The sequence below is a fragment of the Agromyces laixinhei genome, assembly GCF_006337065.1.
Taxonomy (GTDB): Bacteria; Actinomycetota; Actinomycetes; order Actinomycetales; family Microbacteriaceae; genus Agromyces; species Agromyces laixinhei.
This window is the reverse complement of record NZ_CP040872.1, coordinates 2,064,168-2,084,242: the sequence shown is the minus strand read 5'-3', so window position 1 is coordinate 2,084,242 and position 20,075 is coordinate 2,064,168. Positions and strand designations below refer to the sequence as shown.

The following is a 20,075-nucleotide window of genomic DNA, read 5'->3' as shown; positions in this document are numbered from 1 at the left end:
CGTGCTGTCGAAGAGTTCGCTGCCCGCCCGATGGATGTTCGCTATCTTGCCCGAGTGCTCACCGACGAGGTCGAGGCATCACGCACGCTGTTCAACGCCGCAGTCGAGTACGCTGCCGCCGCGCGGCCGGATGCCGATGCTGACGAGTCGGTCGTGCTCGCCACGCTCAACCTCGCCCCGCTGCTGCTCATCGACCGGGTATCCGAGGCGTTCCCCGAAGACACCTGGGGCAGGTTCACCCGAGCCGCCGCCCGACTGCTCAAGCCGGAGGAGGTGGCAGGACGATGACCAATGGACGAGCAGGAGCCGCGCTCGAGCGCGCCATGCCGGAATGGACGTGGAACGAGTTCCACAGCATCGCGATACCCGGCAAGCGCACGGACGTGATCGACGCCGCCGATACGCTCGAATGGGACGAAGTGCCTCTGTTCCGTCGGATCATGCGCGCGACATCGCTCGGGCGCGTGGCGCGGCGCGGCGACGAACGCGTGCTCGACCTCTTCATCGAGGGCCCGTATGTCGAAGCACATCGCGACAACGAAGAACTCCTCATCATCGGCGTTCTGCAAACTCGCCCCGGCTTACCGACTTTGGCGCTGGACCACGACCCGATGACGGGATTCCGCAACGCCGCGCCGCCTCGTTCTGTCAAGATCGCGATGAACTTCCTGTACCGCGACGGCATTCTCTCCACCGAGACCCGCTGCCAAGCGACCGACGCGTTCGCCGCGCGCGCGTTCTGCCTGTACTGGTTGGCCATCCGAGCCGGGAGCGGCATCATCCGCGGTTCGTGGCTTCGCGGCATACGTCGCCGCGCCGTTGCGTCGGCATCGGTGTAGTGGGTGTATGGCCGTGAACGACCTCTCTTGCTCATCGCTTCAACGGAGCACCCTGAACCGCAGGTGCGTCGCGTTCGGGGTCGCGATCGCCTCCGTGCGCTCGAGCGCGATCCGGCCGTCAAGGTGCTCGAAGAGACGTGTGCCATCTCCGAGCAGCACGGGTGCGAGGTGGATCTGGATCTCGTCCATGAGCCCGGCGGCGAGACATTGCCGGGCGGCGCTGGCACCATGCACGGCGACGACGTTCTCTCCAGCGGTGGCGATTGCTTGACGCACGGCACTGTGGATACCGTCGGTGACGAACGTGAACACCGAGGGTGCGTGAACGCTCTCGAGCTCCGGGGGCTCGTGGGTGAGCACGAAGCACGGCACCGCACCGACCGGACCACCGTCGCCCCATCCGCCATCGCCTTCGGCCAGGTCGTACGATCGCCGGCCCATCAGGACGGCTCCGACACCGCCTGCCATCTTCTCCAGCAGCGCCGTATCTCGCGGATCCGGCGTTTCCAGCCACTGATGCAGCACGTCGCCGCCGTCTCCCAATTGATGTTCCCGGGTGACGTTCGGTCCAGTCACGAATCCGTCCAGACCTGTTTCGTATAGCGGCGGCTGGGGACGTCGACGGCACCGTCCTGCGTGGCGGCCCGGTAGACGAACTCGCCATCGTCGAGCCATCCGTTCCGCTGGTAGAAGCGTCGGGCGCGTTCATTGGGCGCGATGACGGCGAGCCAGGCGCTCGGGTATCCGGATGCCGCGATCACGTGTTCTGCGGCATCGAGAAGTGCGGCTGCGACGCCGCTGCCACGGTGCCGGGCATCGACGTAGATCTGTGCGAGCTCGTCGTGGTCGACCATGACGAAGCCGACGACGACCCCGTCACTGGTGGCGACGAGTGTGGCCGGGATGCTCGTCCGGGCGCGGGTGACGAACGTGGCCGTGGTGCGCACTCGAGCGAGGGCGTCAGGGACTTTGCCGAGGTGGGCGTCGCGCCAGCCGGCCTCCCAGATCGCCGCGATGGTCGAGGCATCGTCATCGACGGCCGTGCGAATGGTCATCTCGCTCATGATCGGCATCCCGCCCTAATGCAGCACCGTGACCCAGGTCACGATCAGCAGGAGCGCACCCATGCCGAAGTCGAGCACGGCGCAGAACTCGGCGTACGCGCGGGTGACGACCTTGTCGCGGTGGTGATGGATCAGGTCCCACACCCCGTGCCCGATGACTCCCGCGGTGGCCACGTAGGCCGCGACCGCGGGGCCGAGGTTCAGGGCGATGACGCTGACCGCGGTGAATCCGGCGAATCCGGCGGCCTGCACGGCGAGCTCGCGCCATCCGTCCCGTTCCAGGGTGATCACCCCGTAGGCGACGAGCAGCACGGCGATGGCGATCAGCGGGATGGTGAGGTCGAGCCGGGTGAGGATGCCGACGGGCATGACCACCGCCGAGATCGCGAACGCGACCCATGCGGCCCTGCGGCGTGCGGTCGCGGCGGCGGTGAGGTAGATGAGGGCGGCGAGCATGGTCAGCAGGGTGACCACGTAGACGTCGGCGCCGCGGAAGGAGGTCGCGGCGATCATCACGAGTCCGAGGATGCTGGGCCAACGCGACCGGAGAAGGGCGCCGAGGCCGGGACGCGGATCCGTGGTGACGGGCTGTGATGCGGAGTTGTTCTCAGGCATGGCGTGCGTTCCTCATGTGTTGTCGCCGATGGGGTCGGCGTTCGCGACCGGCGGTCGCGGGGTGATGAACAGAACGACGAGGGCGGCGGCGATCGCGACGATCGCGCCGGTCGTGAATCCGCGTTCGAAGCCGGCAGTGCCGGTACCGGCACTGCCGGCTCCGGCTCCGGCTCCGGCTCCGGTGATGCTCGCGGCGGCCATGCTCGAGACGACGGCAGCGCCGATCGACGCGCCGAACTCATGGAAGGTGCTCACGATCCCCGACGCCAGGCCCGCCTCGTGCGGTGCGATCTGACCGAGCGCGGTCGCCGAGGCGACGACGAACGCCACCCCGGTGCCGGCGGCGGCGATCGTCACGCCGACCACCATCGCCACGGTGCCGTCCCAGAGCACTGGCACGGTCATCCCGGCTGCGGCGACGAGCAACCCGACCACACCCAGCATCCGGGCGCCGAGTCGTCCGACGACGCGGCCGGCGAGGTTCGCACCGACCATGGTGGCCAAGGCCACGGGCAGGAACAGCAGCCCGGTGGTGAGCGGGTCGAAGCCCTGGTACTGCTGCAGGTAGAAGGTGCCCAGGAAGAACACCATGATCATCAGGGCCGTCGCGACCAGGATGAGCACCGTACCGGTCGCGACCGGCCGACGAGTCAGCAGCCTGAGGTCCATCAGCGGGCTGCGGGCGGTGAGCTGACGCACCACGAAGCCGGCATACAGGGCGACGGATGCCACGACGAGGCCGATCCCGGTGAACCCTCCCCACCCGGCATCCCCGGCCCGGATGAGGGCGAAGATCAGCGTTCCCGTTGCGGCGGTGACGAGCACCGCCCCCAGCACGTCGAGTCGGCCGGTGACCGCGGGTCGTGGCTGCGGTGGCAGCTGGGCACGGATGGTGAGCAGCAGGATGAACCCGACGGGCACGTTCACGATGAACACCCACGGCCACCCGGGGCCGCCGGTGAGCAGCCCGCCGAGGAGCACCCCCAGCGCCGCACCGCCGCCGCCGAGTGCCGACCAGATGCCGAGCGCCCGGTTCCGTTCGTCGCCGTCGAACAGGGTGACGACCAACGACAGCGCCGCCGGGGAGAGCATCGCCGCTGCGACGCCCTGCCCGACCCGGCCGGTCAGCAGCATCGGCCCAGACACCGCGAGACCGGCGACGAGCGACGCGACCACGAACATCAGCAGGCCGATCAGCACGAGACGCCGGGCCCCGAACAGGTCCGCGGCCCGCCCCCCGAGCAGCAACAGCCCGCCGAACGCGAGGGTGTACCCGCTCATCACCCAAGTCAGCGCTTCACGGCTGAGCCCGAGATCGGCACCGATGTGCGGCAACGCGATCGCGACGACCGTGACGTCGAGGATCAGCATCAGCTGGGCGATGCCGACCAGCCACAGGATCCGCCAACGCCGCGGGTGCGGGGTGACCGGCGGTGGCGTGCCTGTGGCTTCAGCGGTGTCGATGTTCTCGGGCGTGTGCTCGGACACGGCGCGACTCCCAACGAATAAGTCGAACGGGTAGTATCGAGTTACAGCGTACGACTGTAACTCGAATATGTCTATTCAATTTAGGAGATCGGTGTGACCAGCACGGCATCGAAGGCGCCCCAACGGGCGGACGCCCGCAAGAACATCGAGAAGATCACTCGCGCGGCGGTCGAATGCCTCGGCCGTGATCCCGATGCGAGCCTCGGGCAGATCGCGCAGACCGCCGGCGTCGGCCGGGTCACCCTCTACGGCCACTTCCCGTCGCGCGAACTGCTCGTCGAAGCGGCATTGGTGCGCGCTCTCGCCGACGGCGACGAGGTGCTCGAAACCGTCGACCTCACCTGCGAACCGCGCCAGGCGCTGCGGTCGCTGATCGAGGCCAGCTGGCAGTTGACCGCACAGGCGAGCACCATCCTCCAGGCAGCCCAAGCCACCATGTCGCCCGCCCGCATCCACGACCTGCACGCCAAACCCGAGCAGCGCGTCAACGACCTGATCCGACGCGGCCAAGCCGAAGGCGCGTTCCGCACCGACCTCCCCGCCGACTGGCTCGCCAGCACCATGCACCACGTGATGAAAGGTGCCGCGGCCGATATCACGGCCGCACGGCTCGACCGGAGCAACGCTGCACATTTCATCGCCGAAGTGATCCTCAGCGCTTACGCTCCCCCGACGAACCAGGGTGATTGACGAGTATCCGCTCCGTCTCCCCAGTGTTATCCGTTCACTGCGCGGAATCGTGACGGAGGTATTCCGTAGCGAGCGGCGAATGCCTGGCGGAGCGATTCGCCCGATGCGAAACCGCAACGACGCGCGATCGTCGCGGTCGATTCGCGCGAGGCGTGGCAACGCCCTGACGCAGCTCGCCGCCGATGAGAACAGCTTCGCGAACTTCATGCGGCAGTCATACTTTCCTAGCCTGCGCCAGAACGTTCGGGCTCTGCCAGGACCGCCCCCAAAGTATGTGAACGACGTATACGTCTCTGCCCTTAGCGACGCAATCGCCATGCGGAACGACGAACTGAATGTCCTGCGGGCCAAGGCTACAGAGCTGATAGCTACCTTGAGCGAGAAGTCAAAGGAGGTAGTCGCACTCTCGCAGACGATCTCGCGCCAGCGGGACAAGATCACTGCCGACGCTGCAACGATTTCGCAGGTAGTCGAATCCGCCGAAGGCCAGCTTCGCCAGGAGTGGGAACTCGGGCTTGCCACATGGAACCAGGAACGCTCGTCGGCGGATGCCGCGATCGAGCAGAAGATGGCTGAGCAAATTGCTCTTCTCGCCACTGCTGCCGTGACGGGACGACGGTTGGTAGAACAGGCTGCTGGCCAGTTGACGGCGCGTGATTGGGCTGCACGCGCGAAGCGCGAGCGCCTCAACGCGGTGTGGCTGCGGTGGGCAGCGTTTTCGGCGTTTGTCCTCGCAGTCGTTGTGGGCGGTTGGGTACTCTGGACCGCGATCGACAAGGGATTCACGCTCACCATCGGCGACGGGATCCTGCGTGGAGCACTCGTACTCGCTCTGGTGGGAGTCGGATCCTTCCTGAGCGTGGAGGGGCGCCGACATTTCAAGGAAGCGGACAGCGCGGAAGATGTCGCGCTCGCGCTGACGGCTCTTGAGCCGTTCTATGCCAGCGCCGAAGATGACGAACGAGCTCAGGTTCGCCGCGAGCTCGGCGACACAGTCTTCATCCGAAACACGTTGTCCCGGTTCACCAGTCGGGATGCGTCCAAGCACTCGGGCGTTAGCAATCAACAGCTCAACGAAGTCGTCGACCTGATCTCGAAGGGGGCGGACGTGGCGAAGAAGGCAGGGGCTGTCCAGGGCTCCTCTACGCCCTAGAGTCCGAGCGTTGGACGGTCACGCTCGTTCGCTCACGTGTGTCGCTCGACCCTGGATCATCGACGTCGGTCGGCCAACACATCTTGCGCGAAGAGCAGATACGACTCACGCGGATCGCTGAGCGCGGTCGAATCTTCGCCAAACACGTCATACGCGATCTGGACGAGTTGGTCGGGGCTGGTGACGCCCAGGTGCCGAGCGAGAATCCGAAGGTCAGCGAGGTCCTGTGCGCGCCCGGCCGCCATCTTCATCGCCACCAACTCTTCAGCAGAGGCGACCGTGATGGTGCGGCCCATGTCCGCCACCACATTCCAGGGCGTGCTCGAGGCGTTCATCCATCGGTCGGGCAATCCGAAATCGCGGGCGATCTCGGCGATGACTTCATCGATCTCGGGTCGCGGCTCGTATGCGGCGTCGACATCGGTGGTGACCCTCACCTCGGGATCGTCTGGGAATCGCAGCGCCATTGCGGCGCCGCCGACGATCCGGATCGAGCCACGGATGCCTCGTGCAGCAAGCCGTCGCTCGAGCTCGTCGATGAGCTCTCTCGCCCGATCGGGAGTGAGAACGAGCCCGTCGCTCATGCGCGCGCCAGCGATCGCTCGTCGACCATGATGTTCAGGGCACGCAGCCCGGCCGGCGTCGATGTCTTCGCCCTCGCCTTGAGGCTGGGGTACTGCCCGAACGGATACCAGGCCCGCGGCAATCGCTTCGCCGTCGCCCAGTTCGGCTTGGCCCGGCCTGCCGGAATCGCATCACTCATCACCGCTCGGAACAGCTGCTCCCACCGATGATCGCCGACCTCTGTCGGTCGCCACTCGAGGGACTCGGCACTGAAGCGATCAGGGTTCTCCGCGATCATTGATGCCGCATGCGTGAGTAGTCGGAGTGCGAGCTCTGGTCGGCCCTCGTCGAGCGCCCGATTGATCTCATCTGTCACGTTCGACGGCGCGAACGGTGCGTAGGGGCTGCTCGGCGCGGTATCGAGCCGGATGTCCTGTCCAAGTGCTGCAAGGGCGCGGCGAAGAGTGTCGAGTTGAATCGTGCCGCGGCGCTCCGACTGCTCCATCTGCGACACAGCGGCGGTCGTGACCTCCAGCCGCTCGGCGAGCTGCGCGCCGGTCAACCTGGCACGAGTGCGCGCTGCGCGAATGAGATCGGACATGCACCAATTATAGCCGTAGCTTGAACATCGGCGCCAGCAGCGCACGTACGCGCAGAATCCCGCTCCTGGGAGCGCGTGCGCACCTCTCTGACATGGAACCCTGGTGGCGCGGTCTGGAAACTGCCCGATGCGCTTCGAGCGCAGGTTGCGCCGTGTGGCCCTCTCGCGCAGCGAACTCGGTGGCGCGTCCGTCGCTGCACCGATACGGCTGAGCTCGAGATCCCGAGTGGCGCCGCACCGGGTGCGGCACCACGCCACGTGCGCTCGCGCTCATCGTTCAGCGCGCTTGGCGTCGATGCCAACGACCTCGCTGCCCGTCCTGGACCGTTGAAGAGCACCAAGCACCTGGAAGGTGTCCGGTGCTTGAACGGCACGTTTGGCGTAGTACTGCTCCGTCACCCGGGAACGCTTGTGGCCGGCGAACTGCGCGGCGCCTTCGATCCCAGCGCATCGGCGACCGCCGTGACGGCCGACTTCCGGGGTGCGTGCGGCACGAGTTCCTCGTCGAGGTCGGCCCATTCCCGGACGCGTCGGAGCGCTCGATGGATGTCTTGAGTTCCATTGGGTGCCCCTGTCCGCGTGTGGAAGACGAAGTCGTTGCCATTGCTCGACAGCTTGCGACGGCGAAGCATCGGTAGCAACTCGGAGGGAACGAGGATACGGCGCCAGCCCGACTCCGACTTGAGGTAATCCTCGTAATGCTTGGGTTGGCCCTTGGCGTCCACGACCTTGCCCGCGATCGTGATGCTCGGGTGCTCTGACTCGAGGGCGACGAACTGCCACTTGAGTCCGACCGCCTCGCTGACGCGGGCGCCGGTCGCGAGGATGAGGTCGACCACGTCGCCCAAGAGATCTGATGGCCGCGGCCCCATCCGGTCCTCCCGGTTCTGGTAGTCGCGGATGATCGCCCGGAAGGCTTCCAACTGCATGGCGTCGGGCGCGTAGATCGGCTTCGGCCTCCGCTTCGCGCTCTTGACCTCGCGGGCCGGGTTCGCGACCATGAGGTCGTTCATGACGGCGTACGAGCAGATCTGGCTGATCAACGCCTTGCACGTGTCAGCCTGACGCAGTGTATCCCGATGGATCGTCTTGTAGACCCGCAGGATCGTAGTCGACTTGATCTCGCAGCGCGAGCGATCCCATCAAGGGTGCGATCTTCTTCTGAATGAGCCGGTTGTTCTCATGCCGGGTCGTATCGCGTTGGTCGCCGGCAAACGCCACGTGTTCCATGTACTCCTGCGCGCTCGAGGAAGAGCGAGTCCGGCGTCAGCCCGTCACCGTGCGAATGAACCGCCTCGTAGGCGTCTCCGACACGCTCCACGAGCGTCCTCCGCGCTTTCGCCCGCGAAGTGGCGACAGTGCGGAGTTTGCCATAGCTCCCGTCCATGCGGCGGAAGATAACGGTGCCGCGAATGCGGCCGTCGGGCAGGTCCTGGTAGGTGATCTCCCCGTGCGATCCGGGTTCGATTCTGCTGCGTGGCATGGCCTTCGTCCTCTGTCTGCGCAGAGCAGGAGTCCATCGCCGCGTTCACCGTCGGTCCGTTCGGGCCTGCAGCCAGGCCTGGACGTTCTCGCGACTGAAGCGCAGATGCTTGCCGAGCTTGGTGGCCTTCGGGCCCGTTCCGTCGAGACGCCAGTGGTAGATGGTCTCTTTGGACAGTTGCAGATACTGCGCCAGTTCGTCGACGCTCAGGTAGTCCCCGAGTTCGTCGACGAAACGGGATGCCGGGACGGTGGGATGCGTTGATGTGTTCATACTCGCTAGGAGTGCGCATCAAGCCGAAATGCTTGCCGTCTCAGGACTTCGCATGTGGATGCCTGTCGAGGCCCGTCATCGTTCTGAAAACAGACCCAAAACAGCCCCAACGGCCCATTTCGGGCCGATTTCAACGAGACAACCCCTGACAAATCTTGCGATTCATCAGGGGTTTTTGGTGGATCTGAGGGGACTCGAACCCCTGACCCCCTGCATGCCATGCAGGTGCGCTACCAGCTGCGCCACAGACCCGTTCTGCCTCGTTCGAAGCAACGAATCGAGCTTACACCAGCCGCCACCCGCGAACGAAATCGACCGAAATCGACAGGCCCTCGACCGGCGCGACCCGCTCCGGTCAGCTGTTCGCCGCGAGCAGCGGAGCGACCGGAAGCGCCGGGCAGTCGGCCCAGAGCCGTTCGAGGCCGTAGTAGAGCCGCTCCTCCTGGTGGAACACGTGCACGACGAGGTCGCCGAAGTCGAGCAGGATCCAGCGCCCGGCATTGTGCCCTTCACGGCGCCTCGTCTGCGTGCCGGCGTGACCGAGCACGTCTTCGATCTCGTCGGCGATTGCCACGACGTTGCGCTCGGAGTTGCCGGTCACGAGGAGGAAGACATCGGCGAACGGCAACTGCAACGACACGTCGAGCGCGACGAGGTCGTCGCCGCCCTTCGAATCGGCTGCTCGCGCCGCCAGCGCGAGCGTTTCGAGGGCCTGTTCGGATGCTGTCATGCGCTCACTTCCGGTGCGTGATGGAGATCTCGGATCAGAACAGCCCCGAGACGGCGCCGATGACGAGGGTGGCGACAACGCCGAGCGTGAGCACGCCGGCGGTCACGGCGAGCACGAGCGGAACGTTCATGCCCTCTTTCTTCGGCGGGGAGATCATGGCGCGGGCCGCGCCCTGGGTGCTGATGGCACGCGTCGCGGCAACCGGCGCAGCGCCGGTGCTGACCTCTTCTGCCTGGTCGAAGAGTCGGTCGACATCTGAGGAGTCGACGCGGCTCGGGTGCACGCCTGCTGCGCCGTAGGAACGCGGCAGGTCGATCGAACCGGTGGCGATGATCTCGCTCGACTCGAGCGGAGTGGCTCCGAACGAGCCGTGGTCGGGCAACGTCGGCAGGATCAGCGCGTTGGTGGTCGTCGGCACGCCCTGGCTGACGCCTCCGCGAGAAAGCAGCTGGTCGAACGGCTCAGCCGCCTCGGCCGGCGCGTTCAGCTGACTGGTCCAGTGCCCGACGGCGGGTGATGGCGAGTCGGCCGCATCGTCTGCCTGACCCGGATGCATCGGGGGCGCTGAAACCGGCAACGAGGCTGCACGACCCGGCAGCTCGCGAGTCGCGCCCGGTGCTTCGGCCTCTGCGTCGTCGAACTCGTCGACCTGATGACCGTCGAGCATGTCGCGAAGCTCACGGCGCGTGAGGGTGCGTTCGGGACTCGTCGCGCCGGGCGCCGGCTGCGCCGGTGGTTGCGGAGCCGCTCCGGGTGCCTGCGGCGCCGCGGGTCGCGGCGCGAACGCGTTCTGCGGGGGCACTGCAGCGGGCGGTGCGGAAGGCACGGGCGGAGCGGAGGGGAACGGAGCAGCGGGTGCACCGAAGCCACCGGCGGGGCGAGGCGGTGCATACACCGGGCTCGTCGTTGAGACCGGCAACGACGGTGCCGGTACAGCGGATGCCGGCACCGACTGGGCGGGCACCGCGGGCGTCGGCGCCGACTGGGCCGGGGCGGCCGGAACCGGCGGCGGGGGCACTGCGGCAGAACGCGGCGCGTCGGGCACGGGAAGCGTCTGCCCCGCGGCTTCCGGGCTCGCCGAACTCGTCTGCTGCTCCAGCAGTCGCTCGCGTTCGCGCATTTCGCGGCGCGTCAGCGGCGGATCTTGCGACGACGTCATTCGACACTCCGGTAGAGATGGTGCTTGGAGATGTACTGGACGACCCCATCGGGCACCAAGTACCACACCGGGAATCCCCGGCGCACCCTGCTCCGGCAGTCGGTCGACGAAATCGCCAGTGCCGGAACTTCCAACAAGCTTACGTCTTGCTCGGGCAATCCAGAAACAGACAGCACATGTCCCGGACGACTCACAGCAACGAAGTGGGCGAGGTCCCAGAGCTCTTGCACGTCTTTCCACGACAGGATCTGCGCGATCGCGTCTGCCCCGGTGATGAAGTAGAGGTCGGCGTCGGGCCGCTCAGCGCGAACGTCGCGCAGCGTGTCGATCGTGAAGGTCGGCTTCTCGCGGTCGATGTCGACCCGGCTCACCGTGAACCTCGGGTTCGACGCCGTGGCGATCACGGTCATGAGGTAGCGGTGTTCGGCCTGCGTGACGTTCGACTTGTAGCTCGGCTGCCCGGTCGGCACGAACACGACCTCGTCGAGGTCGAGCGACTGCGCGACCTCGCTCGCCGCGACCAGGTGGCCGTGGTGGATCGGGTCGAACGTGCCGCCCATGACCCCGACGCGCGGCCGGCGCTCCGCGACCGTCATCGCGTGCTCGCCCGCCTCAGTGGCCGCCGTGCTCGTCTCCGTGACGTGCGGCGTAGGCCGCGGCCTTGGCGGCGTGGCGGTTGGCCACGTCGCGGTACGACGCGACGACGAAGCCGAGGGCGGCGAAGACGACGAGCGCGATGAGACCGTAGACCCAGGATTCGATCGGCAGTTCTCTCGCGTGCACCGTCTCGGTGAACACCGTCGCGGTCTGCGCTGCGGTGATGAGGCTCATTCGCCGTTCCTTTCGAATCCTGCGGGTCGTGCTCCAGACAGTCTAGCGAAGTCAGCCGCGCACATGACCGGCCCCACGCACGATCCACTTGGTGCTGGTCAGTTCGGGAAGCCCCATGGGTCCCCGCGCATGCAGCTTCTGCGTCGAGATGCCGACCTCGGCGCCGAAGCCGAACTCGGCGCCGTCGGTGAATCTGGTCGATGCGTTCACCATGACGGCGGCCGCGTCGACCTCGTTCAGGAATCGCTCGGCGTTGCCGAGATCGTTCGTGACGATCGACTCGGTGTGCTTCGTCGAGTAGCGGCGGATGTGTCGCATCGCATCTTCGATCGAATCCACGACGCCGACCGAGATCTCGAGTGACATGTGCTCGGTCGCCCAGTCCTCATCGGTCACGGGCAGCACCTCGGGCCGGATCGCACGGACCCGTTCGTCGCCGTGCACGGTGACTCCGGATGCCTCGAGGCGAGCGAGTACCGGCGGCAGCAGCCGCGCGGCGGCATCGGCGTGCACGAGCACGGTCTCGAGCGCGTTGCACACGCTCGGACGCTGGGTCTTGGCGTTGTGCACGAGTTCGACCGCCCAGTCTTCTCTTGCACTCTCGTCGAGGAACATGTGCACGACCCCGGCTCCGGTCTCGATGACCGGCACCTTCGCCTCGTCGACGACCGCCCGGATGAGTCCGGCGCTGCCGCGAGGGATCAGCACGTCGACGTAGTCGCGCGCCTGCATGAGGTGGCGGGCACCTGCGCGCCCGAAGTCGTCGACGGTCTGCACGGCGTCGGCGGGCAGGCCGACGGCGTCGAGCGCGTCGCGGAGCACGCCGAGGAGCACTCGGTTCGTCTGCTCGGCAGCGGTACCGCCGCGCAGCACCACGGCGTTGCCGCTCTTCAGGGCGAGCACGGCGATGTCGATCGTGACGTTGGGCCTGGCCTCGTAGATCGCACCGATGACGCCGAGCGGCACCCGGATCTGGTCGATGCGCACCCCGTTCGGCAGTGAGCGGCCGCTGACCGTGTCGCCCACCGGGTCGGTGAGGCCGATGACCTCGCGCACCGCGCCTGACAGGGCTGCGACGCGCCGGTCGTCGAGGGCGAGGCGGTCGAGCAGACCAGCGCCGATGCCGGTGGCGCGACCCGCCTCGAGGTCGTGCGCATTCGCCTCGATGATCGCGGCCGACCGCTCGGCGAGCAACTGCGCCACCTGTTCGAGTGCCGCGTCCTTCTCGGCGGTCGACGCTCGCGCGAGGCGCCGCGAAGCGTCTTTCGCCGCGGCGAGGCGGGCATCGATCACCGAGACGTCGAGGTCGGGTTGCTCCATGGCAACAGCCTAGGCGAGGGGCGCGTCGTGCTCCGCCGTGCGCCCCTCGGACGCCGCGTCGAACCAGGTGCCGACGTCGTGGCCCGCGAGCGCCTCGGCGACGAGGGGCGTGGCCGTGATCAGCACAGCCGTGCCGGCGTCGGCCGCGATGCGAGCGGCCGAGACCTTGGTCTCGGCTCCCCCGGTGCCCACCCCTGCCCGGCCGACCGAACCGATCTCCACTCCGGCGAGTTCGTCACCGTGCGCGACGTGGTCGATGCGGCGCGCGCCGTCGAGGTACGGCGGCTTCGTGTACAGCGCATCGACGTCGGAGAGCAGCACGAGCAGCTCGGCGCCGATGAGCTCGGCAACGAGGGCGGCGAGCCGATCGTTGTCGCCGAAGCGGATCTCGTGCGTCGCGACGGTGTCGTTCTCGTTCACGATCGGCAGGATGCGGAGGGCGAGCAACCGGTCCATCGCGCGCTGCGCGTTCGATCGGGGCGTCGCGTTCTCGAGGTCGCCCGCCGTGAGCAGCACCTGCCCCGCGAGCACGCCGTAGCGGTCGAGGCTCGTCTGGTATCGCCACATGAGCACGTTCTGCCCGACGGCGGCCGCCGCCTGCTGCGTGGCGAGGTCGGTGGGCCGGCCGTCGAGGCTCAGGAACGGGATCGCCGTGGCGATCGCACCTGAGGAGACGAGCACGATCTCTGCGCCGCGCGCGTGCGCCGTCGCGAGTGCGTCGACGAGGAGGCCGATCTGCTCGGCGTTGTCGCCGCTGATCGACGAGGAGCCGACCTTGACGACGATGCGGGTGGCCGCGGGAATCTCATCGCGCGTGGCGAGGGTCATTCCCGTGCCTCGTCGCTCGAGTCCTCTCCGGCGTCGGAGAGTGCAGACTTCGCCGGCACGTCGACGGCATCGCCCTCGGCGGCTTCGGCCGCGGTCTGCTCGTCGAGTTCGGACCACATGCCCGCGGCGCGCTCTCGCTCGAGTTCGGCGCGGGCCTCGGCCTTGGCGTCCATGCGCTCGTAGTACTCGTCGCGGCGCTCGGCGCGGGTGGCGCGGCGGTTCTCGTCGAGTCTGGCGTCGGTGCCGCGCGGCGCGGTGATGAGCTCGGCCGTCGAGGTGAGCGTGGGCTCCCAGTCGAAGACGACGCCCGATCCCTTGCCGATCACGACGGTCGATCCGGCTTCGGCGCCGGCGCGCACGAGTGCGTCTTCGACGCCGAGCTTCGCAAGACGGTCGGCGAGGAAGCCGACGGCCTCGTCGTTCGTGAAGTCGGTCTGCTGCACCCAGCGCTCGGGCTTCTTGCCGAGCACCCGGTACATGGTGCCGTAGCTGCCGCCTTCGGCGCGCACGGTGAAGCCCGGGTCGCTCGAGGCCTTCGGCCGGAGGACGATGCGCTCGGGCACCGGCGTCGCCGCGACTTCGGCACGCGCCGTGTCGACGAGCTCGCCGAGCGCGAAGCCGAGCTGGCGGAGCCCCTCGTGGCTGACGGTCGAGATCTCGAAGACGCGGTAGCCCCGCGACTCGAGCTCGGGACGCACGAAGTCGGCGAGTTCATGCGCTTCTGGCACATCGATCTTGTTGAGCGCGATGAGCTGGGGGCGCTCGAGGAGCGGCACCTGTCCCTCGGGCACCTGGTAGGCGGCGAGTTCAGCGAGGATGACCTCGAGGTCGGTGATCGGGTCGCGGCCGGGTTCGAGGGTCGCGCAGTCGAGCACGTGCAACAGCGCCGAGCAGCGTTCGACGTGACGCAGGAACTCGAGCCCGAGCCCCTTGCCCTCGCTGGCGCCCTCGATGAGCCCCGGAACATCGGCCACCGTGAAGCGGTGGTCGCCCGCCTGCACCACGCCGAGGTTCGGGTGCAACGTGGTGAACGGATAGTCGGCGATCTTCGGTCGCGCCGCCGACATGGCGGCGACGAGGCTCGACTTGCCCGCAGACGGGTAGCCGACGAGCGCGACGTCGGCGATGGTCTTGAGCTCGAGCGTGATGTCGGCCTCGTCGCCGAGGGTGCCGAGCAGCGCGAAGCCGGGCGCCTTTCGCTTCGTGGTCGCGAGGGCGGCGTTACCGAGACCGCCGAGGCCGCCCGCGGCCGCGACGAAGCGCGTGCCGGGCTCGGTGAGGTCGGCGAGTTCGACGCCGTTCGCGTCTTTCACGACCGTGCCGATCGGCACCGGGAGCTCGAGGGTCTCGCCGAGGGCTCCCGACCGGTTGTCACCCATGCCGGGCTGACCGTTGGCCGAGGAGCGATGCGGGCGCCCGTGGTAGCCGAGCAGCGTGGTCGCCTGCGGGTCGGCGACGAGCACGATGTCGCCGCCGTTGCCGCCGTTGCCGCCGTCGGGGCCCGCGAGCGGCTTGAACTTCTCTCGGCGAACGGAGACGCAGCCGTTCCCGCCGTGACCGGCACGCAGGAACAGCGTCACCTCGTCGACGAAGCTGACCATGCTGCATTCTCCAAACCGAGTGAAACACGTGAGGGCGGGCCGAAGCCCGCCCTCACGATGAACATCGATCGACTATTCGCCGACCGCCACGATGTTGACGACCTTGCGGCCGCCCTTGTTGCCGAACTGCACCGCACCGGCCTCGAGCGCGAACAGGGTGTCGTCGCCACCGCGACCGACGCCCGCGCCCGGGTGGAAGTGGGTGCCGCGCTGGCGGACGATGATCTCGCCGGCGCCGACGACCTGGCCGCCGAAGCGCTTCACGCCGAGGCGCTGCGCGTTGGAGTCACGACCGTTGCGGGTGGAGCTTGCTCCCTTTTTGTGTGCCATTTCGCTTCTCCCAGGCCCTTACTTGATTCCGGTGACCTTGACGCGCGTGAGGTCCTGACGGTGCCCCTGACGCTTCTTGTAGCCGGTCTTGTTCTTGAACTTCTGAATCACGATCTTCGGACCGCGGAGATCGTTGAGCACCTCGGCCGTGACCGTGACCTTCTCGAGCGCCTTGGCGTCGGAGGTGATCTTGTCGCCGTCGACGAGGAGCACCGCGGCGAGCGTGACGTTGCCGTCTTCGTCTGCCTTGATGCGGTCCATCGTGACGATGGTGCCGACTTCGACCTTCTCCTGCCGGCCGCCGGCGCGCACTACTGCGTAAACCACTACTCGTACCTATCTCTGGGGAACCCGAGGGCTCCGACTGTCTGATGGGGTGTCACTGCGCGGGACCCCAGCGGGAAGGAGAGGGTCGTCACTGCCAGAAAACTGTGTGCAGGCGTCTCTGGAACTCAGGGACCTGAGTTCTGGAGGCCTGCGGATGGGCGCACCGGGATAAGCGGCGGCACCAACGGTCGAGTTTACCGGATGTCGCGGGGGTCGGTCAAACGCGAGAGCCACCGGCGAGTCGCGGGCATGCACGTAGGATCGGGCCATGACCGTGCTCATCGACACACCGCTGTGGCCGAAGCACGGCACCGTCTGGGCGCATCTCGTCAGCGACGAGTCGATCTCCGAACTCCGCGAGTTCGCTGAGAGTGCCGGGCTGCCGTCGAGATCGTTCGATCTCGACCACTACGACGTGCCGGTCGAACGATACGACGACCTCGTGGCGGCGGGGGCCGTGCCGGTCTCGCCGCGAGAGCTCGTGCGGCGACTGGGCAGCAGCGGGCTGCGCGTCACACCGCGTGAACGGCGCGAGCGCGCAGCCCGGTCGTCACTCGGCTGAGTCGGATGCCGCGTCGTCACCCGAGCCGTCGGCCCGAGTGATCACGGGCGAGCCGCCGGCCGTCGTGCTGAGGGCCGCGGTGGAGACGCGACGGCTGCGCGCGCGCCCTTCGCCGGCCCGCTTCGGGGCCGGAAGCGCATCGAGCACCGAGTCGAGGAGCACCTCGGTCTCTGCGCTCTGGGCGGGGCGCTTTCGCGATGCGGGCGGAACGGGCAGGTCGAGGATCTGCGCGACCTCGGAGACCCCGGCAGGCTCGGACACCCCTGCCGGCTCGGACACCGCAGCGGGCTCGGACGCTGCGGCGGGCGCGGGCGACGACTCGTCGACCGGCACGGCCGCGGCAGCGGCAGCCGCGCCCTGTTCCTGCGAGACCCGGCGATGGCGGCCGCGGCGACGGCCGCCGCCACCCGAGGTCTCGGCCGGCTTCTCCGCGGCATCCGCCGTCGGCGCGCCGCCGTCGACGGCCGCAGCAGCGGGCGACTTCTGCCCTGCGGCATCCGCTGCCGGTTCGTCGTGCTTGTGCTCGGTGTGCGGGATCGTCGAGGCCGCGATCTGCGCGAGCGCGTTCTTCACATCGTCGGTGATCGCGTGGGTGCCGGCGTGGGTCGACGCGGCCGGAGCCTGCGACTGCTGCTGGTTGCCCCCGCGACCACGTCGCCGCTCGGGCTGCGACTGCGATGTCTGGCGGTGCTTCATGACCGGTTCGTGGTGCACGATGATGCCGCGCCCGGCACAGATCTCGCACGGCTCGCTGAACGACTCGAGCAGTCCGAGACCGAGCTTCTTGCGGGTCATCTGTACGAGGCCGAGCGAGGTGACCTCGGCCACCTGGTGCTTCGTGCGGTCGCGCGAGAGGCACTCGACGAGGCGGCGCAGCACGAGGTCGCGGTTGGACTCGAGCACCATGTCGATGAAGTCGACGACGATGATGCCGCCGATGTCTCGCAGGCGCAGCTGGCGCACGATCTCTTCGGCCGCTTCGAGGTTGTTCTTCGTGACGGTCTCTTCGAGGTTGCCGCCGGAGCCGACGAACTTGCCCGTGTTGACGTCGACGACGGTCATCGCCTCGGTGCGGTCGATCACGAGCGAGCCGCCCGAGGGCAGCCAGACCTTGCGGTCGAGCGCCTTCTCGATCTGCTCGCTGATGCGGAACTCGTCGAAGGAGTCGCGCTCGCCCGCGAAGGCCTCGACTCGCTCGAGCAGGTCGGGAGCCACTGCGCGGAGGTAGCGTTCGATGGTCTGCCGCGCATCGTCGCCCTCGATGACCATCTTCTGGAAGTCCTCGTTGAAGACGTCGCGCACGATCTTGATGAGCAGGTCGGGCTCGGAGTGCAGCAGCGCGGGAGCCTGTACCTTCTCGAGCTGCGTCGAGACGTCGGCCCACTGCGCGATGAGGCGGTTGACGTCGAGCGTGAGCTGCTCTTCGGTCGCGCCCTCGGCAGCAGTGCGCACGATGACGCCCTGGTTGTCGGGGAGCACTTCTTTGAGGATCTTCTTCAGACGTGCGCGCTCGGTGTCTGGGAGCTTGCGGCTGATGCCGTTCATCGAGCCGTTGGGCACGTAGACGAGGTAGCGGCCGGGCAGCGAGACCTGGCTCGTGAGGCGGGCGCCCTTGTGGCCCACCGGGTCTTTCGTGACCTGCACGAGCACGCGGTCGCCGGGCTTCAGCGCGAGTTCGATTCGGCGCGGCTGGTTCTTCTCGCCGTTCTCGGCGGCGGCCTCCCAGTCGACCTCACCCGAGTACAGCACGGCGTTGCGGCCACGACCGATGTCGACGAAGGCGGCTTCCATGCTCGGCAGCACGTTCTGCACGCGGCCGAGGTAGACGTTGCCGATGAGCGAGGCATCCTGATTGCGGGCCACGTAGTGCTCGACGAGCACACCGTCTTCGAGCACGCCGATCTGGATGCGGCCGCCCTTCTCGCGCACGACCATCGAGCGATCGACCGACTCGCGGCGGGCGAGGAACTCGGCCTCGGTGATCACAGCACGGCGACGGCCGGCGTCGCGCCCGTCGCGCCGGCGCTGCTTCTTCGCCTCGAGCCGCGTCGAACCCTTGACCTTCTGCGGCTCGGTGATGAGTTCGGGCTCACGGGGCTTGCGTACCTTGACGACCGTGTTCGCCGGCTCGTCGGTGTTCGAGCGACCCTCTTCGCCGCTCCGACGACGCGTGCGCCGGCGAACGGACGACGACTCGTCATCGTCGCGCTCGCGTCCGCCGCGGCCGTCTCGCTCGCGACCGTCACGGCCGTCGTGTTCGGCTCGGTCGAAGCCCGCGAGCACGGGCGGCGCGTGGAAGACGAGCGACGTCGTGGTGAGCGCCGCCGGAATGGGCGAGACCGGTTCGTCGGCTGCGGCGTGCCCCGCTGCCGCGGCGGTCTCGGTCGCAGCAGCGTCACGCTCAGCGGATGCCTCGGCGCCGGCCCCTTCGGCCGGCACGGCATCGACCGCAGCGCCGGCCTCCGGCGTTCCTGTCGCCTCGACGAACGCGGCATCGGCACTCGGGGCCTCGGCGCTCTCGTCAGCCGAGACGACGGGCGCCGCAGCATCCGTCACGGCGCTCTCAGTCGCCGCCGGGGTCGTGACCTCGGGCACCGCCTTGGTGGAGGATTTGGCGCGACCGCCGCGGCGCGAGCCGAAGAGGCCGCCCCTCCGGCGGGTCGAGCCGCTGCCGGCCTCGGGTTCGTTCGTGTTCTTCTCGTTGCCTTCCACCATCTCTGGTGCACTCCTACGCCGGTTCCGACAGCCGCGCCGTCGTCCCGTACTCGTCTGGAGCGGCCCCGCGCTTGCGCCGAGCCGCCGAATCCTTCATCACTGCGACCGGCAGGTTGCCTGTGTCGCCACGTCTTGCGGTGCCTTCACCGCCCACTCGGATGCGCTGCATCCTCAAAGCCCTCGTTGGCGTCGTTCCGGGCGCGGCCCGGACGACTCCTTCGATTATCGCATGCTCTCGCAGCAGAGGGCGGAATCGGCATGCCATAATCCGAGCATGCCGGACTCCCCCCGCCGTTCCCGACCCGTCGGCCTCGCCGTCTTCCTCCTGATCGCCGGGGCCCTCGGCCTCCTCGCCGCGTTCGAACTCTCGATGGAGAAGGTGCTCCTGCTGAGTGATCCGGCGCATATTCCCTCCTGCAATGTCGGCGTGCTCGTCGGTTGCAGCACCAATCTCTCCTCGTGGCAGGGCGCCGTCTTCGGCTTCTCCAACCCGTTCCTGGGTCTGATGGCATGGCCCGTGGTCATCACGATCGCGGTGGCGATACTCGCCGGGGCGACGTTCTCGCGCTGGTTCTGGGCGGCGTTCAACGTCGGCGTCGCCGGTGCGCTGATCTTCGTGGGCTGGCTCATCTACCAGAGCATCTACGTGCTCGACGTGCTGTGCCCGTGGTGCATGCTCACGTGGGCGGTCACCATTCCGACCTTCTGGGCGCTGACGCTCTACAACCTCCGCGAAGGACATATTCCGGTGTCGGCACGTGTTCGCCGACTCGCGGGCAGCTGGCTGTCGTGGGTGCCGCTCATCACGGTCGTCTGCTACGCGGTGGTCGTGCTGCTCGCGCAAGCGCAGATGAATGCCGTACCGCGCGTGCTCATCGACCTGCAGAACGCCCTGGGCTGAG

At 67.9% G+C, this 20,075-nt stretch carries 24 protein-coding genes and 1 tRNA gene; 6 read left to right on the top strand and 19 right to left on the bottom strand.

Annotated elements, in window-relative coordinates; all coding sequences use genetic code 11:
• Positions 1 to 30 precede the first annotated feature (30 nt).
• Together FHG54_RS16785 and FHG54_RS09795 are read left to right on the top strand one after the other, a co-directional pair.
• Positions 31 to 288, top strand: coding sequence for a hypothetical protein (locus tag FHG54_RS16785; RefSeq protein WP_232333790.1), 258 nt, complete (start codon positions 31 to 33; stop codon positions 286 to 288).
• A complete protein-coding gene (locus tag FHG54_RS09795; protein ID WP_139417108.1) occupies positions 285 to 839 on the top strand; it encodes a hypothetical protein in 555 nt (184 codons plus the stop codon). Before FHG54_RS16785 ends, FHG54_RS09795 begins: the two co-directional genes overlap by 4 nt.
• Before the next feature lie 39 nt (positions 840 to 878).
• Here the strand turns inward: FHG54_RS09795 and FHG54_RS09790 are convergent, their stop codons facing one another.
• From FHG54_RS09790 to FHG54_RS09775, 4 genes are read right to left on the bottom strand one after another with little or no spacing between them, the layout of a single operon-like run.
• Positions 879 to 1,514 (bottom strand): dihydrofolate reductase family protein, encoded by a 636-nt coding sequence (locus FHG54_RS09790; protein WP_139417107.1) that lies wholly within the window; start codon positions 1,512 to 1,514, stop codon positions 879 to 881.
• Positions 1,412 to 1,894: a GNAT family N-acetyltransferase gene (locus FHG54_RS09785; protein ID WP_139417106.1), complete on the bottom strand. Its 483-nt coding sequence runs from the start codon at positions 1,892 to 1,894 to the stop codon at positions 1,412 to 1,414. Before FHG54_RS09785 ends, FHG54_RS09790 begins: the two co-directional genes overlap by 103 nt.
• Positions 1,895 to 1,918: 24 nt before the next feature.
• Entirely contained in the window at positions 1,919 to 2,518 is a 600-nt protein-coding gene (locus tag FHG54_RS09780; protein ID WP_139417105.1) for a hypothetical protein, read from the bottom strand.
• 12 nt (positions 2,519 to 2,530) lie between these two features.
• Positions 2,531 to 4,006 (bottom strand): MFS transporter, encoded by a 1,476-nt coding sequence (locus FHG54_RS09775; protein WP_233437741.1) that lies wholly within the window; start codon positions 4,004 to 4,006, stop codon positions 2,531 to 2,533.
• A 93-nt stretch (positions 4,007 to 4,099) separates the two neighbouring features.
• Here FHG54_RS09775 and FHG54_RS09770 point away from each other — a divergent pair, with 93 nt between their 5' ends.
• A complete protein-coding gene (locus FHG54_RS09770) occupies positions 4,100 to 4,696 on the top strand; it encodes a TetR/AcrR family transcriptional regulator (RefSeq protein ID WP_139417104.1) in 597 nt (198 codons plus the stop codon).
• Positions 4,697 to 4,799: 103 nt separating this feature from the next.
• Complete coding sequence (locus tag FHG54_RS09760; RefSeq protein WP_139417103.1) at positions 4,800 to 5,849, top strand: hypothetical protein; 1,050 nt, start codon at positions 4,800 to 4,802, stop codon at positions 5,847 to 5,849.
• A 56-nt stretch (positions 5,850 to 5,905) separates the two neighbouring features.
• On the opposite strand, the gene FHG54_RS09755 is transcribed toward FHG54_RS09760, so the two are convergent.
• From FHG54_RS09755 to rplU, 14 genes are all read right to left on the bottom strand, one after another.
• On the bottom strand, positions 5,906 to 6,286 hold the full coding sequence (locus FHG54_RS09755; protein WP_139417102.1) for a hypothetical protein: 381 nt from the start codon (positions 6,284 to 6,286) through the stop codon (positions 5,906 to 5,908).
• 143 nt (positions 6,287 to 6,429) lie between these two features.
• Positions 6,430 to 7,014, bottom strand: coding sequence for a helix-turn-helix domain-containing protein (locus FHG54_RS09750; protein WP_139417101.1), 585 nt, complete (start codon positions 7,012 to 7,014; stop codon positions 6,430 to 6,432).
• 395 nt (positions 7,015 to 7,409) lie between these two features.
• Positions 7,410 to 8,057 (bottom strand): tyrosine-type recombinase/integrase, encoded by a 648-nt coding sequence (locus FHG54_RS09745; protein ID WP_139417100.1) that lies wholly within the window; start codon positions 8,055 to 8,057, stop codon positions 7,410 to 7,412.
• A 485-nt stretch (positions 8,058 to 8,542) separates the two neighbouring features.
• Entirely contained in the window at positions 8,543 to 8,770 is a 228-nt protein-coding gene (locus tag FHG54_RS09740) for a helix-turn-helix transcriptional regulator (RefSeq protein ID WP_139417099.1), read from the bottom strand.
• A gap of 176 nt (positions 8,771 to 8,946) precedes the next feature.
• A tRNA-Ala gene (locus FHG54_RS09735) sits at positions 8,947 to 9,022 on the bottom strand.
• A gap of 103 nt (positions 9,023 to 9,125) precedes the next feature.
• Positions 9,126 to 9,500 (bottom strand): ribosome silencing factor, encoded by a 375-nt coding sequence (rsfS, locus tag FHG54_RS09730; RefSeq protein ID WP_139417098.1) that lies wholly within the window; start codon positions 9,498 to 9,500, stop codon positions 9,126 to 9,128.
• 34 nt (positions 9,501 to 9,534) lie between these two features.
• Positions 9,535 to 10,620, bottom strand: coding sequence for a hypothetical protein (locus FHG54_RS09725; RefSeq protein WP_139417097.1), 1,086 nt, complete (start codon positions 10,618 to 10,620; stop codon positions 9,535 to 9,537).
• Positions 10,621 to 10,655: 35 nt separating this feature from the next.
• Positions 10,656 to 11,255, bottom strand: coding sequence for a nicotinate-nucleotide adenylyltransferase (gene nadD, locus FHG54_RS09720; protein ID WP_139417096.1), 600 nt, complete (start codon positions 11,253 to 11,255; stop codon positions 10,656 to 10,658).
• 16 nt (positions 11,256 to 11,271) lie between these two features.
• Positions 11,272 to 11,490, bottom strand: coding sequence for a hypothetical protein (locus FHG54_RS09715; RefSeq protein WP_139417095.1), 219 nt, complete (start codon positions 11,488 to 11,490; stop codon positions 11,272 to 11,274).
• Positions 11,491 to 11,541: 51 nt separating this feature from the next.
• A complete protein-coding gene (locus FHG54_RS09710) occupies positions 11,542 to 12,810 on the bottom strand; it encodes a glutamate-5-semialdehyde dehydrogenase (RefSeq protein WP_139417094.1) in 1,269 nt (422 codons plus the stop codon).
• Positions 12,811 to 12,819: 9 nt separating this feature from the next.
• The gene (proB, locus tag FHG54_RS09705) at positions 12,820 to 13,638 is read right to left on the bottom strand and encodes a glutamate 5-kinase (protein WP_139417093.1); all 819 of its coding nucleotides are present in this window, start codon (positions 13,636 to 13,638) and stop codon (positions 12,820 to 12,822) included.
• Positions 13,635 to 15,239 carry a GTPase ObgE gene (gene obgE, locus FHG54_RS09700; RefSeq protein ID WP_139417092.1) on the bottom strand — a complete coding sequence of 535 codons (1,605 nt, stop codon included), beginning with the start codon at positions 15,237 to 15,239 and terminating at the stop codon, positions 13,635 to 13,637. The genes proB and obgE overlap by 4 nt, the downstream gene beginning before the upstream one ends.
• Positions 15,240 to 15,311: 72 nt before the next feature.
• The gene (rpmA, locus tag FHG54_RS09695) at positions 15,312 to 15,569 is read right to left on the bottom strand and encodes a 50S ribosomal protein L27 (RefSeq protein ID WP_056009138.1); all 258 of its coding nucleotides are present in this window, start codon (positions 15,567 to 15,569) and stop codon (positions 15,312 to 15,314) included.
• Between the two features lie 18 nt (positions 15,570 to 15,587).
• Positions 15,588 to 15,896 carry a 50S ribosomal protein L21 gene (rplU, locus tag FHG54_RS09690; protein ID WP_139417091.1) on the bottom strand — a complete coding sequence of 103 codons (309 nt, stop codon included), beginning with the start codon at positions 15,894 to 15,896 and terminating at the stop codon, positions 15,588 to 15,590.
• 268 nt (positions 15,897 to 16,164) lie between these two features.
• On the opposite strand from rplU, the gene FHG54_RS09685 reads away from it, so the two are divergent.
• Positions 16,165 to 16,458 carry a DUF4031 domain-containing protein gene (locus FHG54_RS09685; protein WP_139417090.1) on the top strand — a complete coding sequence of 98 codons (294 nt, stop codon included), beginning with the start codon at positions 16,165 to 16,167 and terminating at the stop codon, positions 16,456 to 16,458.
• On the opposite strand, the gene FHG54_RS09680 is transcribed toward FHG54_RS09685, so the two are convergent.
• Positions 16,447 to 19,173, bottom strand: coding sequence for an Rne/Rng family ribonuclease (locus tag FHG54_RS09680; protein ID WP_139417089.1), 2,727 nt, complete (start codon positions 19,171 to 19,173; stop codon positions 16,447 to 16,449). The genes FHG54_RS09685 and FHG54_RS09680 overlap by 12 nt on opposite strands.
• A gap of 274 nt (positions 19,174 to 19,447) precedes the next feature.
• On the opposite strand from FHG54_RS09680, the gene FHG54_RS09675 reads away from it, so the two are divergent.
• A complete protein-coding gene (locus tag FHG54_RS09675) occupies positions 19,448 to 20,074 on the top strand; it encodes a vitamin K epoxide reductase family protein (RefSeq protein ID WP_139417088.1) in 627 nt (208 codons plus the stop codon).
• Position 20,075: the final 1 nt, after the last annotated feature.

Bases quoted from the DNA above. Each gene is read 5' to 3' on its own strand.
- FHG54_RS09785 (WP_139417106.1), bottom strand. From the start codon at position 1,894: ATGACCATTCGCACGGCCGTCGATGACGATGCCTCGACCATCGCGGCG.
- FHG54_RS09715 (WP_139417095.1), bottom strand. From the start codon at position 11,490: ATGAGCCTCATCACCGCAGCGCAGACCGCGACGGTGTTCACCGAGACG.
- FHG54_RS09710 (WP_139417094.1), bottom strand. From the start codon at position 12,810: ATGGAGCAACCCGACCTCGACGTCTCGGTGATCGATGCCCGCCTCGCC.
- rsfS (WP_139417098.1), bottom strand. From the start codon at position 9,500: ATGACAGCATCCGAACAGGCCCTCGAAACGCTCGCGCTGGCGGCGCGA.
- FHG54_RS09680 (WP_139417089.1), bottom strand. From the start codon at position 19,173: ATGGTGGAAGGCAACGAGAAGAACACGAACGAACCCGAGGCCGGCAGC.
- rpmA (WP_056009138.1), bottom strand. From the start codon at position 15,569: ATGGCACACAAAAAGGGAGCAAGCTCCACCCGCAACGGTCGTGACTCC.
- FHG54_RS09795 (WP_139417108.1), top strand. From the start codon at position 285: ATGACCAATGGACGAGCAGGAGCCGCGCTCGAGCGCGCCATGCCGGAA.
- FHG54_RS16785 (WP_232333790.1), top strand. From the start codon at position 31: ATGGATGTTCGCTATCTTGCCCGAGTGCTCACCGACGAGGTCGAGGCA.
- FHG54_RS09675 (WP_139417088.1), top strand. From the start codon at position 19,448: ATGCCGGACTCCCCCCGCCGTTCCCGACCCGTCGGCCTCGCCGTCTTC.
- obgE (WP_139417092.1), bottom strand. From the start codon at position 15,239: ATGGTCAGCTTCGTCGACGAGGTGACGCTGTTCCTGCGTGCCGGTCAC.
- FHG54_RS09685 (WP_139417090.1), top strand. From the start codon at position 16,165: ATGACCGTGCTCATCGACACACCGCTGTGGCCGAAGCACGGCACCGTC.
- FHG54_RS09725 (WP_139417097.1), bottom strand. From the start codon at position 10,620: ATGCGCGAACGCGAGCGACTGCTGGAGCAGCAGACGAGTTCGGCGAGC.
- FHG54_RS09780 (WP_139417105.1), bottom strand. From the start codon at position 2,518: ATGCCTGAGAACAACTCCGCATCACAGCCCGTCACCACGGATCCGCGT.
- proB (WP_139417093.1), bottom strand. From the start codon at position 13,638: ATGACCCTCGCCACGCGCGATGAGATTCCCGCGGCCACCCGCATCGTC.
- FHG54_RS09740 (WP_139417099.1), bottom strand. From the start codon at position 8,770: ATGAACACATCAACGCATCCCACCGTCCCGGCATCCCGTTTCGTCGAC.
- FHG54_RS09750 (WP_139417101.1), bottom strand. From the start codon at position 7,014: ATGTCCGATCTCATTCGCGCAGCGCGCACTCGTGCCAGGTTGACCGGC.
- nadD (WP_139417096.1), bottom strand. From the start codon at position 11,255: ATGACGGTCGCGGAGCGCCGGCCGCGCGTCGGGGTCATGGGCGGCACG.
- FHG54_RS09790 (WP_139417107.1), bottom strand. From the start codon at position 1,514: ATGGCTCGACGATGGCGAGTTCGTCTACCGGGCCGCCACGCAGGACGG.
- FHG54_RS09760 (WP_139417103.1), top strand. From the start codon at position 4,800: ATGCGAAACCGCAACGACGCGCGATCGTCGCGGTCGATTCGCGCGAGG.